The following is a 16387-nucleotide window of genomic DNA, read 5'->3' as shown; positions in this document are numbered from 1 at the left end:
CACAATATATGACTTTCAACCCCTACCCCCATTTTCACTAATATATTTAGATGTGTTTATTGCATTTATCGGGTACGGAGAATCACCATTATAAACATACTTTCTCACATAGCTTTCATATCTAGCCAGGTCAATAGGTGGAACCCCTTGAGGGAACGAAGAGGTAGAAGAGCTATCAATTAATATACAGCCCAGTTCTTCCTTAAATGAATCTGTAATCCCTGCATCATAACCATTATCAGTTAATAAAACGTCCTTAATCAAAAATAGAGGGACCTTAAAGTATGCAACCGAATGAATAGCCGTACTATTATGTGTTACACATAATGAAGCTCCGCGAATACCATTCACTGTATCCTCAGATAAAACATCCCAACCTTCCCAAACACGTTGATATATCACGCTGTCATACATTCTAGGATGTAAAGATATTTTAATAGTGCACCCATAAAGTTCAGACAATCTCAATAACAGAGATTTTATTCGTTGATAGTAACCTGTTGCGAAAATACTGATATCGCCATTACACTTCAAAGTATCAGTATGATAAGGGATTGCTTGATCAATCCAGAGAATATACCCAGAAGAATTTCTACACAAAGTTTTACTTAGTTCTTTCGTCTTTGAAGTTTTCTTGAGCAAATGCATATAAATATCATATGATTGACACTCGATTATATCGTGCTCATGACCAAGCCCTGGATAATTACTAGTTGACAAATACCCCGACCTTTGAACAAATTTGAATGGGTACCTTTTATAGACCACAAACCCTATAAGCTTGGAAAGAACTTTCTGAAACAACCCCTTCCTGTTTAATATTGCTGCATACTGGCTAAATCTATCTCTCAAGCTTTCTCTACTATACATTGGTTTCACAGCCGGCATCGCACCCAACGTTTGCAAGCCGAACTTTCTTGTTTTTCTAGACAAATATAAATGATAAAGAGGTGGTAACACTCCACCACATATAATAGCATCTTGTTCAGAAATACCATCTATTATAGAAAAAAAACATCGTTTCGAATTACAATATTCCAAACTAAATTTAATTTCGTTTTCTAAAACAGCATCCTTGGTACCCCAGATTAAGTCAGATATATCGATAACCTTAATGCTGAAACCCAACGCAACTAACTCCTCCAAACCGTACCGAGCAAAATCCCTATCCGAAACACGATTCACACTAAAAAACCAAACGTTCATACTAACACTCTTTTGGGTAACACTAGGTATCATCTAAACTTTTTCATCGCAAACAGGACTGTAAAGAATACCAATGACGAATAGATCAAACCAGAAATGAATAAATTTAAAAACTGACTTTCAACAATGTAAATTTTAGATATGTAGCTATATAAAACTAATACGGGTAGTAAACCAACTTGTTGCACTATCAATTTCGAGAAGCTTAGATTTAAATACTTAGAGTTATAGTACAATTGAATGTTCACACCAATAAATTGAACTATAACCATTTTCAGTGCCAACCCAATCGCACCTAATTCCAACCAACCAACACTTAGCCAGGTAAATAAAAAACCTAACAATGCTACTGCCAAACCAATATTTCGATATAAAACTACTTTTTCCGATGAAAAAAACAGTGCAGAACTAATTTGCCCATATGTTTGATGAAGTGGATAAAAAGCCAAAATAAACAACACAGCATTGGCATCCACATATCTTTCATCTGAAAAAATCAAAATAAAATCACTCGCGTTAAATGCAATAAAAACGCAGAAAAAAGCAGATATAAAATATAACTTAGGTGAGTAAGTTAAAAAAAGCTCTTTAACCTTTGCAACCTGCCCCAACTCAATTGCTTTTGAAAACTCTCTCATTATTATTGGAGTCATGGCACTGGTAAATATAATGCACATACTAGATATAGAAAAAGCCAGACCATAAAACCCAACTTCAACTGACCCAGAAACATCTTGCAACAACCATACATCAAACATCCCCCCCGAAATGGCAACTATATTAAACACAACCAATGGTGAGCAAAACCTGTAAAATTCTTTGGTAGTTAATCTCCAGTCAATCTTTCTTTGTAGTGTGACCCTATTCATTAGTTTAACATTAAAGAAAATTAGAGTTAGAGCAACAACAAATAGCGATAGCATGAACAATTGATATTGAAAATACGAATCTAAGTTAAGTCCGAGATAGTTGATAACCAGGAGCAAAATGACTAAAGCCACAACACGATGAATAACTTTTACTATTTCTACTGATACCGTCAACGCATATGCGTCAGAAATTTTTACTAGTACCTGAGTAATCCAGGTTAGAAAACCGAAAGCTAACCCATAATAAATGTAACAAACATCAACATCAGAAAAAATAGCTGATGAAAAATCAAAACGAACACTTAATTCAACAAACAGCGCAGCAACCAAAAGAATAAAAATAGACAAAAAGCTGTAGAACAGGATTAACTCTTTTCTAGAGTTATTCGCCGACAGTTTTGTAAATAGAGCTGTGGATGAACTAAAATCTAAGAAGGAAAAAAGCTGATTAAACATTTGTTGAAGAAAATTAAATTGTCCATAGGCGACTGGCCCCAACGCCTTGGGTACTAAAGCAATCAAAAGAACATTCACGCCTCCTGAAACAGCACTGGACATCAGCTTGAAAAAATATCGCTTCTTCAGACTATCATTTTGTTCTTTTGTCATATTATTTTTCATCAAACATAAAAATCAAGTGGACCTCACGAGCCCACTACGAAAAGAAAGCTTAAACTTCATAACTCAAGGGGCTTTGTTAATCAATTTGATAAGTAAGATCCAAGGATACCCAGCTCTTCAGAGTTGTATTCAGTTTCTTGACGAGTAGCCATACCTAGCCTGCTCATTTTGTTAAACGCCTTCACGTTTGCCAAGACTCCACCAACCTGACCGTTGTAGCCACACAAGATCAACTTTCCGAATATCAGTTGTTTGTAACGGTAAGGTACCGTTTCCGATAATGAGCGTCGGTGATAGTCATTGTTGTTTTTCCTGGAAGGATGCTTATTTATTATTTCAATGACCAAGACGCTGTTGCCCTGTAGTCTTAACCAATCTATTAAGACCTCTGGAGAGCAAGCATACCTAGTAACTAAAACAATTATTCGTCTAAAACCCTAATGACTCGTGCTGGGTTTCCAACCGCTACGACGTAATCAGGTACATCTTGTGTTACCACGGAGCCTGCCCCAACGACAGCATTACGACCTATTGTTACGCCTGGAAGTATAATTGTATTTGCGCCAATCCAAGCGCCTGTTTGAATCCTCACAGATTTTGCGGTGTAAAAGCCTTGGTAATATATGGCTCTATTTATATCATCAAAAGCATGCGTATCTAAATATATATGTACACCCGATCCGATTAAAACATCATCCTCTACAATGATTTCAGCACCTACTTGCTCAGGGTCTGAATGAAGCATACTACCAGGCCTAATGACAACATTTTTACCCAATGAAATATTATCCGTGGCCACACAATATGAACCTGGCCTAACTGAAGCACCGTCTCCAAATTCTTTAAATTTTTTGGTGCACAAGAACCTACCCAAGCGTTTGGAGTAAAGCATCCAATGAGTTAATGGTATATCCGGGCCAACTCGATGCGAGCAAAGCCAAAAGCGAATCTTATTAAAAATCCCAAACATCAAGTTAACCCTTTAGTCTTACAGCTTTTCTAGTTTATATTTAAGTTGCCATTCACCGTTTACCTGCTCCCAAATATCATGGTTCCTAAACTTATCAACAGTTTCCCAAAACTGCTCTTCCGTTATGTCGTGGAATCGAAGAAAATGTTCAAAGTCATTTCCGGGAAAATCACCTTGCAATTTGTTTACGATATCTACGGCTTCATCTCGTGTCATGCGATCATTCCAAATGTCGTAACACGTTTGATCAGTTGCACGCCAAAAACCAAATTTGAGATATTTAAACCAAATATTTATCTCACATAATTTTTCGTCGATATTATCATAGGTCAAAAAGTTTCCAGGTAGTGGCCCTGCTCGCCTTTCAGTAAAGCCACGTTCCTTTACAAACTCATAGTTCTGTCTGCCATACCAACGTAAGAAGTGCCCCAAATAGATACACTTAACACCTGCTTCTTTAAGTTTTTCATAATCTGGATACTTGTAGAAAAATATATCTCGCTCTGAGATATCATCATCTAACCAGTCATGAATCGTCTTTTCCTTTATTAGATCGCTCTTGTCGATAGCTATTGCTGATGGCTTGCTTTCCGCGCGTTGGATACCACCAAACTCAAAAGCAATATCTTCGCCCCAAACAACTAATGGTACATCGTAAATTAGAGCTGTATTTACAACACTAGAAAACATTGCACAATGTTCTGCCCAGTTTGGCTCACCTTGGCGCAGGAAACATTTTTTGCGTATTTTTCTGAACACACTCGGTTTAATGGTAATCTTCATGTGGTCTACATTGAGATCTTTAATCATCTCGTTGAGGTTGTCTATACCCTCCGTAGTAGGCACGTGCGCTGCTAATGTTACGCACAACACTTTCAATCCGAATTGTTCTGCCAATACAGCAGCTTGATACCAACTGTCCTTACCTCCACTTACTGCGACAATACAGTCATAGAATGGATTATCTTGTGCGCGGATTTCATCAACGATTGACACAAGATCTTGGTATCTCGAGTCCCAATCAATATTTGCTTTAACTTCTTTTGTACGACATGCATTACAAAACCCACGTTCATCTAATACAATACCTGGCTTAGTATCAGGCATCACGCAATTAGAACAAAATTTCATAGATTACCCTTCTTTGGCCTTAAAGTTAGCTTCATCAATATATGTTCGACCCAGTAAAATATAATCTTCATCAAAAGATTGCTCTTCTAATACTTCAGTCAATTTATACTCACGGGGATCATTGACTTGTAGCTCCTGATCATTAGGAGACAAGATGATATCTAGTGCTGAATCTTTAAGTTCCCATTCATTAAACTCTTTACGTTCCCAAACAGTAGGGTCCCGAAATTTGTCTACTGCTGTATAAAACTCTTGTTCGCTGATACCTAGCCATTCTAAAAATTGAGAAAGTGCCTTTGGTTTTATTGTCAAGTATTGACGAATCAGCTCTAAACCCTGCTCTCTACTAATCCGTTTTAGCCGGATATCTCGTGCAACATGATCGTTTACTTTAGCGTAGCCAAACTTCAAGAACTTAATGTAGTCGTGAACGCTAGCATTATTTGCACATGCAATAGATTCATAAGTATTGTAGGTTCGCTCCTGAGCAAAGGTTTCGTATCCGAAACGGTCAATCATTTCTTCAATTTGCTTTTGTGAATCCCAGAACACATAATTACCAATATACAAACCGCGTACACGTGACTTCTCAAGTTGCGCATCTGAAGGGTAGGTAAAGGCTTGCAAATCTTTAGCTGAAACTTTATCGCTTGTTCCAATCAAAGATTCAGCATCACGACAACGTAAAGCATGTTCCTTTCTGACCTTTTTCGTCATTTCAACACGATCGTGATGGCTAAACATTCCAACTTGATCTAGCCAGCCATTTACACCCCATATAATCAATGGAATATCAAGTTTAGTTGCAACTTGAACTGGGAATGTTTGAGTGCCCGCTAGAACATGCCAATACATGTCACCAAGTTCTTTAAGTGTAATGCGAGTGATCTCTTTGACAGTATCGGGGCCGACTGTTGAAGCCATATGATCGCAGTCTAGTTCCGTTATCAACCTTGCCAAATTTCGTATTCCAACCTTAGTTGAAAAATGAGTATTGTAGGTCACCAACAAGGGATTCAGTCCATATTTGTTTTTGACCAAATCTACAACGAAAAAATCGTCTCCAACCCCAGTAACAGGAATAACACAATCGTAATGAGTACCAGGTCTGTCTTTGTAATGAGACAAGATTTTATCCAATTCGGATTCTTTTTCACTCCAGTTAATCTCGTACTTTTCTTCATGTACACGACAACCGCTACAGACTCCATCCTTATCCAATATGATATTTAAAGCATGGTTTTCTGGGTATAAACAACGTTTACAATAATTCATAAATGACTACACTCAATAAGGTCGACCAAGGAAATCGAGGTTGAAATCTTCATATTTAACTTCTGAGCTCAAACGTATATTTAGTTTTGCTTCTTTCATTTGAGCTTTAGCAGCAATAGTACTGTGCTCCATGTGTTGAAATATGTTCGCAGCAGCTAAAGCTTGACAGCCTCCTTTGGCTGCTCCTTCGGCTAATTGATCGAAACGCCCAATTCCGCCTAGGGCTATCACAGGAATTGACACGTTTTCAGAAACTACTCTCAACAGTTCTGCATCATAGCCAAGCCTACTCCCGTCTCTATCGACAGAATTTAATAGAATTTCACCAGCACCTGCGGCCTCAATTTCCTTTGCAAATGACATAACATCTAAATCCAGACCTGTACCCTTTCGATAATCATATACCTTGAAATAATCATCATTTTTAACAGCATCAATTGAAACTGTTATGCATTGGCTTCCAAATATAGAAGCAGCTTCTGTAACGAAATTCGGGTCATCAATAGCAATGGAGTTGATAGAAACTTTATCCGCTCCGGCTTTTAAAAGATTGCGTATATGTTCTATGTTTTTAATTCCACCACCAACAGTTAAAGGAACGAAACACTCTTTAGCAGCCCACCTTACGAGTTCTACGTTAGGTTCGCGATTTTCACTGGTCGCATCTATATCATTTACAATGATCTCATCGACATCCCAATTTACAAAAAATTCGATTGCTGTTTTTACATTTCCAATTGGTAGATAGCGCTCAAATCCAAAACTTTGAACAACAAGTTCGTTCTTAGTAACGATGCATGGTATTAATCTCGTTTTAAGCATTACATTTACCTACTTTATTATTTTCCGCCCACGTAAGAAAACTCTTCATTGCAGCCAGTCCATTCTTCTGACTTTTTTCAGGGTGAAATTGCATGCCCATTATATTGTCTTTTTTAACAGCTGCGGTCATTTCAACACCATAGTTGAAGGTAGCCAACTTATATTCATCTGGGCAGTTTACCCATAGACTATGTACAAAGTAGAAGTCTTTATCGTCATGTAGATAATCAAAAACACTCGCATTATCAGCAAGATTTAATGAGTTCCAACCAACGTGGGGTACCCTCAGTCCGCTTCCAGGTTGCATATACTCGACTTGTCCGGGTATCCAACCTAACCCTTTAGTAAAAGTGATTTCTTCCGATGACTCAAATAAAATCTGCATTCCGAGGCAAATTCCAAGAACTGGTTTACCTTTAACCGTAACTTCTTTATTCAAGACATCGAACAGTCCTTTTTCCTTTAACTTTTTCATTGCGTCAGGAAATGCGCCGACACCTGGCAGGATCAAACATTCTGCCGCCTTAATGAGTTCAGGATCGCTCGTAATATCAATCTCGAAATCACCTACGTGATTGATAGCATTTTCGATAGATCGAACATTGCCCATATCATAATCTATTATCGCAATTTTCATTTTTTTCACTGTAAATCCCAAGTTATAGGCTAAATCCGTCGTCAACAATTAAATTTTGACCGGTTACAAAGTTAGATTGGTTTGACAATAGGAACATAACAGAACCAACGACCTCTTCTACATTCAACATTCCATTACCATTTGTTTTTAGTTTGTAAGCGGCAATGAAATCAGTCGGTTGGTTATCGAAGATACCACCAGGGCTTACACAGTTAACTCGAAAACGACTATCTCCGATATAAGCTGCAATGTATTTACTTAAATGTTGAATAGCAGATTTTATAGCTGCGTATTCCACTGGCATAGTCATCGAAGTGTTGTCATAAACATCAAACTGAGGAGCTACCACACCATAAATGGAGGATATATTTACTAAAGAAAATGGTTTTTTCTTTGTTTTAAAGTAAGCTGCACATTGTTGAGCAAACAAAAAAGCACTGCCCAAGTGAAGTGAAACATTTTCATTAAAACTCGCATATGAAACATCGAAAAAATGTTTACCATAAGACGATGACCTTGGGTATGTAGCGTTTACAGCCCCATGCAAATCACCAAAGTTTTTGAATGCCTCCACTACACTACCTTGGTCGGTAATGTCTAAGAACCGTAGGTTCAATAGCTCACTGTTTGTATCAATGCCAAGCTTTTCAAGTCTTTCTGACATAGATTCCAAATTAGTATCCACAGCTATTATATGAGCTTTTTGCTCCATAGCACCTTTAACTATGTGACTCCCAAGCAACCCCCCAGCACCGGCAACCATAAATGTCTTACCAGCTAATAATTCCTTCATTTATCACCCACTCTCAAAACTGCTTCAGCTAATTTAAAGTCGTAGATATCATCAATATCAACGGCTCTATTTTTCGGTACTTCAATACTTGTAACAGTGCCAGAAAACAATCCGTATTTGTCTAATACAAATTCAGGATCGGCAGCGTAAACGACAGTGGTGATATCAAAAACCTCGGGAGCGTCTTGACGCCGAGTAACGTCAAAGTCTGGAGTATTAACCAGTTCTACTAAGCCGCCCTCTTTAATTTTCACCATATTAAAATACGGACTTCTACTCGCAGGGGTTACCGATACACATACATCTGCGTTGACGGCCGTTCTTTGAGCGATAGCTTTTTCAACATCTTCGACAGAGCGCAATGGGCTAGTTGCCGGCATACTCACAAACCCATCAAACTCTCCATAGTTGGTTTTCACCCATTCGATTGCGTGACGCCAAGACAGCCATTCAGGGCTAGTATCGGTAGCTAAGCCATTTGGTCTTTCAATTACAATTGCGCCCCCTTGTTTCGCAACGTTAGCGATCTTCTCACAATCTGTTGATACAAAAACGCGTTCAATTGAAGGACATAACTCTGCCGTTTCTATTGAATATTGAATTAGGGGTTTACCTTCTAAAGGGAGAATATTTTTACCAGGTAGTCCTTTTGAGCCTCCCCTAGCAAAAATGAATGCGAAGTTTTTCATTTTAAATATCTCTTATAGATAAACTAAAGAATAGGGAATCGATCTTTAACTTGTTGCACTAACGCAACACTTTGCATAGCCTCGATGACAGAAACCGTTTGGTGCTCGCGTCCTTGGATCTGAGCTTCAAAGTCTCGTAACATATTAAGATACATTTGGTTTTTATCCCAGCTAGGTTCACTGAAGAGAACTTGGCTACCATTTTCAGTGGTCATAACAAGCTCATTTTTTATGAGATCTAGAAGTAAGGCACCACGACTACCAACAATTCGACAACGACGATAAGCAGACCGCTGAAGAAAATCTAAGTGTATATTTATTAGTGCACTATCCTCGTTACTAGCAACGATATCTACACAATCCTCTACTGCTAAACCGAGTTCTTGTGAAGACCGTAAGACCGCATGATTCACTGAAAGCGCGCCGAATAGCAGCTGCGCGTAATCTAGCTCATGGCTTAACTCATTCAGTGCCCCCCCCCCTAACTCAGAATTAGCTGAAACAGATTCTTTGTAACACTTGTTAGGTCGCCAATCTGGCAAATACTGGCCAATTTCTACGTGCGCATTATAAATAGTACCAATAGTTTTTCTATCGAGGATATCCCTAAGAGTCATCAATGATGGCAAATAACGTAGACAATAGCCCACTGCAACAGGAGTGTGACTGTTATTAATTGCCGAGTGAATCAATTCGCAATCGCTTAAAGAGACAGTAAGAGGCTTTTCAATGAGTATTGGTATTCCAGAATTGATAAGTTCTATGGAATGCTCTGCATGAAATGGTGCTGGCGAAGCAACAATAGCCAACTCCACTCCAATTTGGATTAGCTCACTAACTGAACTAACAATTTCATCGCAATCACTGACTTCTTCAGAAGGAATTCTACCACTTGCCGACATTCCATATAGATAGGCGTCTGGATAGAGAAATTTTAAGTTTCTACGGTGACGTACGGCAATGTTGCCCAGACCAATAACTGCAACTTTTTCAAACATCTATAAATCCAGCGTTTCTATATCACGTTGCGCTTTCTTGAAATCATCCATCCGACCAATATCTAGCCAGTATTCATAGAAAGTATACATGTTGACCTTTTTGTTAAACTGGCTTTCCAGTAGGGTTGGCATATCTATGTACTGGTTGCTCTCAAGTTTATCAAGAAGCCCTCTCTCTACCACGTAAATGCCTGCATTAACATGATAACTGTAAGTCGGCTTTTCAGATAAGGCTGTTATTTCAATGCCTTCTGATTCCACAACACCAAAAGGAATTTGATAATCGAACTCTCTAACGCACATAGTCGCAATACCTTTGTGTTGAGTGTGGAAAGCTAGTAGTTTCTCAAAATCAAGTGTGGTCAGAACGTCACCATTACACATGATTATCGGTAGTTCTGACAGAGATTTTGGTAATAAACCGAGAGCTCCACCAGTGCCTAGAGGTTCTTCTTCATGTACATAGGTTATGTCTACATTCCAGCTGCTTCCATCTCCAAAATGATCATGAAGCATTTCAGGGAGATAATGTGTAGATATATAGAAATTATGAAAACCAGCTTTAATGAAGCGTTCTAGTACGATCTCCAGAATTGGTTTATCACCGACCTTCAGCAAAGGTTTCGGGCAATTGTCGGTTAAGGGCTTTAGTCTAGTACCGAACCCACCAGCCATGAGAAACACGGGATGATCGTACCTGCCTCTGCGCTGAAGAGACTCAAGAGTGTGAACACCGACAACTTTTCCTTCTCTGATAACAGGCGTTGCCAAGTAGGAGTTCTCTTGCAGTTTGGTGAGAACCTCTTTGTGACACATTTCTTCTGGAACACTAAATGGTGCAATGTTCATAACGCCAGCCACCTCGTCTGCTAGCACTTTACCTGCAATCAATCCTCTTCGAATGTCGCCATCCGTAACCGTACCTAAGAGAGTTCTCTCATCGTCAACTACGACCGCAAATCTCAATGAACTTTCATCGATCTTTAGCATTGCATTTCTGATAGAGTCTTCTAGATGTAATAATATTATTTCCCAGTTTTTCATACTAATTCCGGTTTCACTATACTCTTGGCGCTGTAGACTTTATGGCCAAACGGGATGTTTTTTGTAACAACAGCACCAGCTCCAATCAAACAGTTTTCACTCACGGTCACTTGTTGAATCAATGTGGCTCCAACACCAACATGTGTGCCATTAGCCACTTTTACACCGCCACATAACACTGCGCGAGGAGCGATATGGCACGAAGCTCCGATGTGGCAATCATGCTCAATTATCGCAGAGGTATTCACAATACTGTGCTCACCAATCCTCGCTTCCCCATGAACAACAGCGCCATCGAGAATTTGAATTCCCGGAGCCAATCGAGCGGATGGAGACACTATAGCTGTGGGAGATATGACTGAAGTGAACTGGTAGCCCAGCTTTTCATAAAACTTGGACACTTTATTTCTAATTAAGTTACCAGGCATTTGGCCTATGCCGTTCACCAATTCAATTTCATCTGGAGCATATGCTTTAACCAACAGTTCGTCGTTTCCTATATGATCTAATCCCTTAAAAGCTGCAGCTTCGGGTTTACTATCAGATACTACGGCGATCAATGGTAATTGAAGAGCGTATAGAATTTCAGCAAGAACTAGCGCGTGCCCGCCGCCACCAAGAATTACAATTGGCTTTCCTTTCGCGTTACTCATCTAAAAGGTCACCCATAGAGTAGTCTCTGGAAGCGTGAGAATTCTGAACGCTCCAGAACTTATAGGGGCTCATTCCCGTTCCGGGTCTTTTTATGGTCAAGTGATACGCTTTAATTGTCTCGCCTTTCTGAATCGACTCTGCAAGCACCAAACTTTTTCGCGCTACCGCTTTATTTTTAACTTCGGATACAGTCGGTGTTTTTACAGAACTGCCTAAAGCCACTTCTACCTGGCGGATCGCTGAAACCATAGCAGCGAGCTCTGACGGTTCTAACGATGCCTTGTGGTCTGGCCCTTCCATCATTTTGTCTAGAGTAAAATGCTTTTCAATTACGGTTGCACCACGCGCAACAGCAGCAATTGGAATGGTTATTCCTTCACTGTGATCTGAGTAACCGGCTCGAAGGGCGAAACTATTACCCAAAGTATCCATCGCCTTAAGATTAATCTCTTCTATTGGTGCTGGATACTCCGTCGTGCAATGCAGAATGGTAACTTTGGCTTGAAGCGCTGATTGCCCCTGTTTAGAAGCATACGCCTCCTGAAAGGCCTGAATAGAAGGCTCTGCATTTTCCGGAGTCGTGTAGCCAAACGCTATTACTCCCAATGCCATCTCTATCTCTGAAAGAGTCGCCATACCAGTGGAAACAATCAACTCACAACCAGTTCGAGCATGCTCCAAAACTAGAGGCGCATTCGTCAATTCACCAGAGGGAAGTTTTAGCCGCGTCAACCCAAGATCATTTACCAGAAAGTCTAGGCTTTCTGAATCAAACGCTGTAGACAGAAACTCAATTCCCAAATCCTCACAGTGTTTTACCAGAGCATGATGAGCTTCATAAGATAATTCCAACCGACTTAGCATAGCCAGTTGTGACTCTTGCTTTTTGGTATTTGCTACCTGGTACTCAGCTTGCTCAGCTGTTTCTGTGACTAAGTTTCTAGCTTTGAAGGTCTGAAACTTGACAATGTCTGCACCGGACTTGTGGGCAGCATCTACCAATTCAAATGCCAAAGATTCTTCGCCATTATGATTAACCCCAGCCTCTGCAATTATCAAAGTCATTACGTTCTCGTTATATTTGGTTGAATTGAATGTCGAAAAAAGCTTTGCAGGTTTTGAAGCTTGTACTTTTTATCATCTCTACAACTTGGGCACTAGTGTTCCCTTGCCCATATGGGTTGACGATGACTTCGCCATCTTTTTTGTAACTTCTTGAGATTGCAATATTGATTGCGCTCTCTATCGCACCTGACTCAGGAAGTGAATTGATCACACTCTTCGCTGCAAGCCTTCCCTTTTGACGCCTACCGATATTGACTGTGGGCACGCCAAAAGCTGGCACCTCAATAATGCCACTCGACGAGTTTCCAATCACTGCCACCGCATGCTTAACAGCACTCAAATAACGGTGCTGTCCTAAAGAAGGAATGGCAATCACCCGCTCCTGATTTTGCTTTGCGTATGACTCCAAAAGTGGAATTATGCGGCGACCACCATCATCAGCATTGGGGTAAGTGACGACCACTTGATAGTTAGGATACTTGTCAAGGGCGTCCGTCAATGCACAGAAACTAGCCTCTGGTTCCTCACTCCCCAAAGTGACAGGATGATAGGTAACGAGGAAAAACGGCTTGTTGAGTGAAAAGCTAAGAGATTCGCTTAATTCCTCAACCGACATGAAGTCTGCGCGTTTAAGGTGTTCCAAGCCAATCGCACCTACATTTCGGACACGTTCTGGGGTCTCTCCTAATTGGATGACGCGCTGCCTATACTCCTCTGTTGAAGTACCATGCAAGTAACTTAGCTTAGTAATCGCATGGCGAATCGCATCGTCATAAGCCCCTTCAGTGATTTCTCCACCATGAAGGTGTAGCACAGGTATACGAAGAATCATTGCAGTTTGAGCAGCAGCTAACGCTTCGAACCGGTCACCCAAGATTACTAACACATCTGGTGATAAACGGCTCAACGAATCTGCGAACCCTAAAACCCCAAGCCCCATGCTCTTGGCAGTGCCAACAGCTGTATCCGAAGATAATAATATTTCGACTTTCTCATCGATATGAAAACCATCATTCTCGATCTGGCGATAGGTTTCTCCAAACTCCGGCGAAAGGTGCATTCCTGAAACAAGCAATTGCAAAGTTAGTTCGGAGTCATCTTGGATATCTTTGAGCAGCCAATACAGAAGACCATACTCAGCTCGAGTGCCAGTGAACACCGCTACTTTTAGTGATTTAGTCATGACGTTTTACGCTTTTATTCCAGACTGGGGTACTAGGCAAATTAACCAAGCGCGCTTCAATCGTTTCAGAGTGAGGCAAGTCGCCCCGCATTGCATTGGCAAACATTGGCAACCGATGCATTAACTTCCATATAGGGCGCGTCATCACACCAGCAGCATTGGTTTCTTTAATCAGTTGCTCTCTCTCATCAGAACTCGGGCAAATCACAGCGTTAAGCCAATAGTTAGACTTTGCATAGGAAGGTTCAGCAACAAACTCAAACTCACTGCCACTAAATAAACTCTGGTAAGAAGCAGCGAGAATACGTTTATTCACTAGGTAGTCCTCAAGAACTTCCATCTGGGCGCACCCCAGAGCCGCATTAACGTTAGGCATGCGATAGTTAAAGCCAGGCTTATCGTGAAAAAACTCGTACGGGTGAGGAACCTTGGCGGTTGTAGTTACATGCTTGGTGTGTTTGCCCGAGTCCTCTGTCGCACACAATACCATGCCCCCGCCCCCAGTAGTAATGACCTTGTTTCCATTGAAACTCATCGCACCGAAATCACCGATCGTGCCGGTATGCTTGTCTTTATAAAATGAACCTAAACTTTCGGCAGCGTCTTCAACTAGCGCAAGCTTCCACTTGGCACACACCGCAATCAATTCATCCATTTCCACTGGGTGACCGAAAGTGTGCATCGGCACTACTGCACGAATACGCTGTTTTGTCCCCGTGTGAAAACATCCATTTTCCGTAAGGTCAGCGTTCTCTGACAAATATGCTTCTAGTGCTTTAGGGCATAACCCCAGACTGACAGGAGAAACGTCGACAAAAACAGGCTCTGCCCCCATATGGTAGAGCGCGTTACAGGTTGCTACGAAAGTAAGAGCTTGGGTAATAACCAGATCTCCTCGCTCTACACCGACCATATAGAGCGCAGCATGCAATGCTGCTGTACCATTTACTGTTGCGACAGCTTTAGGGCTACCTGTGAAGGCTTCAATTTTCTGTTCAAATTGATCAACAAATTTTCCCACGCTGGACACAAAGGTGCTGTCAATGGTCTCTAGGACGTATTCCTTTTCGTTTCCTGAGAATGTTGGCGCATGTAGTGGGATAAACTCACTCGTTTGATAGATGTCACGAACAAACTCGACAATGTTTGATGGGGTCATGCTGTTATGCCTCTTACATCTTGCTATCGAGATACTTGCCCGTTTCTTTGTGGCCAAAGTCCGGGATCATTGTAAAGAACAGCTTTACGATCTGCGCTTTATTCCATTCGCGACTATTTTTCATTTCTGCAATACTTTTCTCAAACAGGCTCAATAGCTCTTGATCGTATTCAGGATTGTTTTTGATAATACCCAAGTTCTCGAAACGAACCATGTCGAGTTCTTCCATATCAGTAAAAAACTCTTCAAAGCCTTTCTCACCCGTGGTGTCACTCGCGGTAAATAGGCACGGCCATTTGCCTTGTTTTGGCAAAGTATGTACTAATTGACGAGCTTCCTCTTCTGACTCGCATAAGTGAGGCTCAAAACCTAGTGGCTTTAGGTACTTGACTGCAATATCAGCAAATGAAATCAAGTGAAGTGCCTCACTTAATTTAGGAAAGAAAATGTCTCGATTTTCACCAAAGATACAAGACATCAAACAGAGTTCGCCGGACTCTTGTGGGGTCACGAAATATCGCTTGATGTCATTTGGTGCAACAATCGGTTGACGTTTTTGAATACGTTGATTGAAGCCATGCAGCAAAGAACCATCAGAGAATGCTACATTAGCGAAACGCGCTGTTGAAATGGCTATTTGCTCACTTTTACGCATTAGGAACATTTCCATAATACGCTTTGAAGCGCCCATCATATTGACTGGATTTGCCGCTTTATCTGTCGACACACAGAAGTACTTTTTAGCGCCAGCATCGATAGATTGCTGAATGGTTTTATCTGTGTTGAACACATTCACATCGATCATACGCATTAATGTGTACGGATCTTTTTCACTTCGTACATGCTTAAGTGCTGACAAGTTCAAGACATAATCAAACTTGCCATCTGCTTTGATGAACGCATCGTATTCCAAAGAACCTATATCTAAAGCGAATGTCTGAAAGTCACCATCGATGTAACCAAATGAACTGCGGATGTCTCGTACTAACTCAACCATGTTGTTTTCGCTAATATCAACAACATGTAATTTTTTTGGGTTACGCTTAAAAATTTCTTTTGTAACTGCTTGACCAATTGACCCCGCACCACCTAAAACTAAGAAAGTCGATTCCGATACGATGCGCTTCAACTCTGCCTCATGGCTAGTAATATCAGCGATGAATAGCTCTTTATCTCGGCCGATAAGAGGCAAGATATTGCTCATACTAACGATTCCTGATTGATTTTCACTCATTCGTTCTCAGGGTTCAAATACACGCTGAGACACTATT

General features: G+C 40.6%; 16 protein-coding genes and 1 pseudogene. All 17 read right to left on the bottom strand.

What is annotated here, in order from left to right:
* Nucleotides 1-15: 15 nt before the first annotated feature.
* Entirely contained in the window at nt 16-1206 is a 1191-nt protein-coding gene (locus OV592_RS08255; RefSeq protein ID WP_406611053.1) for a hypothetical protein, read from the bottom strand.
* Nucleotides 1207-1235: 29 nt separating this feature from the next.
* Nucleotides 1236-2684: a lipopolysaccharide biosynthesis protein gene (locus OV592_RS08250; RefSeq protein WP_406611052.1), complete on the bottom strand. Its 1449-nt coding sequence runs from the start codon at nt 2682-2684 to the stop codon at nt 1236-1238.
* A gap of 92 nt (nt 2685-2776) precedes the next feature.
* A pseudogene (locus OV592_RS08245) lies at nt 2777-3007 on the bottom strand (IS5/IS1182 family transposase); the annotation flags it as partial.
* Between the two features lie 110 nt (nt 3008-3117).
* Nucleotides 3118-3666 (bottom strand): acyltransferase, encoded by a 549-nt coding sequence (locus OV592_RS08240; protein WP_406611051.1) that lies wholly within the window; start codon nt 3664-3666, stop codon nt 3118-3120.
* A gap of 18 nt (nt 3667-3684) precedes the next feature.
* Complete coding sequence (locus OV592_RS08235; RefSeq protein ID WP_406611050.1) at nt 3685-4797, bottom strand: N-acetyl sugar amidotransferase; 1113 nt, start codon at nt 4795-4797, stop codon at nt 3685-3687.
* 3 nt (nt 4798-4800) lie between these two features.
* Nucleotides 4801-6072, bottom strand: a complete 1272-nt coding sequence (locus OV592_RS08230) for an N-acetyl sugar amidotransferase (protein WP_406611049.1) — start codon at nt 6070-6072, stop codon at nt 4801-4803.
* Between the two features lie 12 nt (nt 6073-6084).
* Nucleotides 6085-6894, bottom strand: coding sequence for a HisA/HisF-related TIM barrel protein (locus OV592_RS08225; RefSeq protein WP_406611048.1), 810 nt, complete (start codon nt 6892-6894; stop codon nt 6085-6087).
* Entirely contained in the window at nt 6887-7531 is a 645-nt protein-coding gene (hisH, locus tag OV592_RS08220; protein ID WP_406611418.1) for an imidazole glycerol phosphate synthase subunit HisH, read from the bottom strand. Before hisH ends, OV592_RS08225 begins: the two co-directional genes overlap by 8 nt.
* Nucleotides 7532-7553: 22 nt before the next feature.
* Nucleotides 7554-8324: an oxidoreductase gene (locus tag OV592_RS08215; protein WP_406611047.1), complete on the bottom strand. Its 771-nt coding sequence runs from the start codon at nt 8322-8324 to the stop codon at nt 7554-7556.
* Nucleotides 8321-9013 carry a cytidylyltransferase domain-containing protein gene (locus tag OV592_RS08210; RefSeq protein WP_406611046.1) on the bottom strand — a complete coding sequence of 231 codons (693 nt, stop codon included), beginning with the start codon at nt 9011-9013 and terminating at the stop codon, nt 8321-8323. Before OV592_RS08210 ends, OV592_RS08215 begins: the two co-directional genes overlap by 4 nt.
* A 23-nt stretch (nt 9014-9036) precedes the next feature.
* A complete protein-coding gene (locus OV592_RS08205) occupies nt 9037-10011 on the bottom strand; it encodes a Gfo/Idh/MocA family protein (protein ID WP_406611045.1) in 975 nt (324 codons plus the stop codon).
* Nucleotides 10012-11055 (bottom strand): nucleotidyltransferase family protein, encoded by a 1044-nt coding sequence (locus OV592_RS08200; RefSeq protein WP_406611044.1) that lies wholly within the window; start codon nt 11053-11055, stop codon nt 10012-10014.
* Nucleotides 11052-11708, bottom strand: a complete 657-nt coding sequence (locus OV592_RS08195; RefSeq protein ID WP_406611043.1) for an acetyltransferase — start codon at nt 11706-11708, stop codon at nt 11052-11054. Before OV592_RS08195 ends, OV592_RS08200 begins: the two co-directional genes overlap by 4 nt.
* A complete protein-coding gene (gene neuB / locus OV592_RS08190) occupies nt 11701-12774 on the bottom strand; it encodes an N-acetylneuraminate synthase (protein WP_406611042.1) in 1074 nt (357 codons plus the stop codon). The genes OV592_RS08195 and neuB overlap by 8 nt, the downstream gene beginning before the upstream one ends.
* Nucleotides 12775-12784: 10 nt before the next feature.
* Nucleotides 12785-13957, bottom strand: coding sequence for a UDP-N-acetylglucosamine 2-epimerase (gene neuC / locus OV592_RS08185; protein WP_406611041.1), 1173 nt, complete (start codon nt 13955-13957; stop codon nt 12785-12787).
* Nucleotides 13950-15116 (bottom strand): LegC family aminotransferase, encoded by a 1167-nt coding sequence (locus tag OV592_RS08180; protein WP_406611040.1) that lies wholly within the window; start codon nt 15114-15116, stop codon nt 13950-13952. Before OV592_RS08180 ends, neuC begins: the two co-directional genes overlap by 8 nt.
* Nucleotides 15117-15129: 13 nt before the next feature.
* Complete coding sequence (locus tag OV592_RS08175; protein ID WP_406611038.1) at nt 15130-16320, bottom strand: UDP-N-acetylglucosamine 4,6-dehydratase; 1191 nt, start codon at nt 16318-16320, stop codon at nt 15130-15132.
* Nucleotides 16321-16387: the final 67 nt, after the last annotated feature.

The organism is Agarivorans sp. JK6 (genome assembly GCF_045277145.1).
GTDB lineage: Bacteria > Pseudomonadota > Gammaproteobacteria > Enterobacterales > Celerinatantimonadaceae > Agarivorans > Agarivorans albus.
Note: the sequence above shows the minus strand (reverse complement) of the source record. Positions and strands in the feature narration are given on the sequence as shown.

What these genes read in the sequence shown, in the direction of transcription:
- OV592_RS08205 (WP_406611045.1), bottom strand. Translation starts at nt 10,011, where the DNA reads ATGTTTGAAAAAGTTGCAGTTATTGGTCTGGGCAACATTGCCGTACGT.
- neuB (WP_406611042.1), bottom strand. Translation starts at nt 12,774, where the DNA reads ATGACTTTGATAATTGCAGAGGCTGGGGTTAATCATAATGGCGAAGAA.
- OV592_RS08250 (WP_406611052.1), bottom strand. Translation starts at nt 2,684, where the DNA reads ATGACAAAAGAACAAAATGATAGTCTGAAGAAGCGATATTTTTTCAAG.
- OV592_RS08235 (WP_406611050.1), bottom strand. Translation starts at nt 4,797, where the DNA reads ATGAAATTTTGTTCTAATTGCGTGATGCCTGATACTAAGCCAGGTATT.
- OV592_RS08175 (WP_406611038.1), bottom strand. Translation starts at nt 16,320, where the DNA reads ATGAGCAATATCTTGCCTCTTATCGGCCGAGATAAAGAGCTATTCATC.
- neuC (WP_406611041.1), bottom strand. Translation starts at nt 13,957, where the DNA reads ATGACTAAATCACTAAAAGTAGCGGTGTTCACTGGCACTCGAGCTGAG.
- OV592_RS08215 (WP_406611047.1), bottom strand. Translation starts at nt 8,324, where the DNA reads ATGAAGGAATTATTAGCTGGTAAGACATTTATGGTTGCCGGTGCTGGG.
- OV592_RS08225 (WP_406611048.1), bottom strand. Translation starts at nt 6,894, where the DNA reads ATGCTTAAAACGAGATTAATACCATGCATCGTTACTAAGAACGAACTT.
- OV592_RS08230 (WP_406611049.1), bottom strand. Translation starts at nt 6,072, where the DNA reads ATGAATTATTGTAAACGTTGTTTATACCCAGAAAACCATGCTTTAAAT.
- hisH (WP_406611418.1), bottom strand. Translation starts at nt 7,531, where the DNA reads ATGAAAATTGCGATAATAGATTATGATATGGGCAATGTTCGATCTATC.
- OV592_RS08210 (WP_406611046.1), bottom strand. Translation starts at nt 9,013, where the DNA reads ATGAAAAACTTCGCATTCATTTTTGCTAGGGGAGGCTCAAAAGGACTA.
- OV592_RS08240 (WP_406611051.1), bottom strand. Translation starts at nt 3,666, where the DNA reads ATGTTTGGGATTTTTAATAAGATTCGCTTTTGGCTTTGCTCGCATCGA.
- OV592_RS08180 (WP_406611040.1), bottom strand. Translation starts at nt 15,116, where the DNA reads ATGACCCCATCAAACATTGTCGAGTTTGTTCGTGACATCTATCAAACG.
- OV592_RS08255 (WP_406611053.1), bottom strand. Translation starts at nt 1,206, where the DNA reads ATGAACGTTTGGTTTTTTAGTGTGAATCGTGTTTCGGATAGGGATTTT.
- OV592_RS08200 (WP_406611044.1), bottom strand. Translation starts at nt 11,055, where the DNA reads ATGAAAAACTGGGAAATAATATTATTACATCTAGAAGACTCTATCAGA.
- OV592_RS08195 (WP_406611043.1), bottom strand. Translation starts at nt 11,708, where the DNA reads ATGAGTAACGCGAAAGGAAAGCCAATTGTAATTCTTGGTGGCGGCGGG.